Genomic DNA, 816 nt, shown 5'->3' with positions numbered 1-816 from the left:
CACCTACACACTCGACACACCCCCATAGACCTGGACAACGCCACCCAACCGCTAACTACGCGGCATTGGATCCCGAAGGGACGCGAAGCGCTCTTGACGCACACCAGCCCGACTAGTACGGCAGCCGTAGTTCGTGATCTTAGGTAGGGATGGCTTGTCGGCGCTGGTAGTGGCTGGTTCGTGCGCGGTGTTGGTGTCGGCGTCTCCAGGTCGACCAGTGCAGCCGGTGTCGCAGGTCTTGTGTCGGCTCGACGATCAGTGTGTTGAACAGGCGGTGGATCTCGTTGCAGGTCAACGCGATCAGGCCTGGTGGGGTTGAGGTTTCGGCTCGTTCGGTCGCGGTGAGGACGGCGAGGAGGGCGTAGGCGAGCATGGCAAGGATGGTCCAGCGGTGCCAGCTGGTCCAGCGGCGGACCTGGTGCTGATCGAGTCCGGTGAGGGTCTTGCTGGCTTGGAAGGACTCTTCGATCGTCCAGCGGCGGCCGGCGACGCGGACCAGTTCGCGCAGCGGCACCGGTGCCGGTGACCAACAGCGGTAGTAGGCGAGCTCGCCGGTGGCGTTGTTACGCCGGATCAGCAGCCACCGCTGCCCTTGAGCATCTGCCCGTTCGGGTTCGATGCTGATCCAGGCCCAGTCGTAGAACCGCGGCCCCTTGGAGCCGGCACCGGCCGACAGCCGCTGCCATGCCTTGCGGGGCAGGCTGGCGGCGAGTTCGTCGGCGCGGATCTTGCCGACGCCGGTGCGGACCGGGTGGCTGCAGGCAACCGCGAGCACATACCCGATGCCCCGATCCTCCAGGGCCTTACGCAGTTTCG

The 816-nt window shown here is 65.9% G+C and carries 1 protein-coding gene; it reads right to left on the bottom strand.

Features of this window, described 5'->3' with window-relative positions; translation table 11 throughout:
* Nucleotides 1–139: 139 nt before the first annotated feature.
* Nucleotides 140–816: IS701 family transposase (locus tag ACFPJ1_RS15510; protein WP_465261072.1), on the bottom strand; the 677-nt coding region annotated here is incomplete at its 5' end.

Origin of the sequence: Kribbella qitaiheensis (assembly GCF_042657745.1) — a bacterium.
Classification (GTDB): Bacteria; Actinomycetota; Actinomycetes; order Propionibacteriales; family Kribbellaceae; genus Kribbella; species Kribbella qitaiheensis.
Note: the sequence above shows the minus strand (reverse complement) of the source record. Positions and strands in the feature narration are given on the sequence as shown.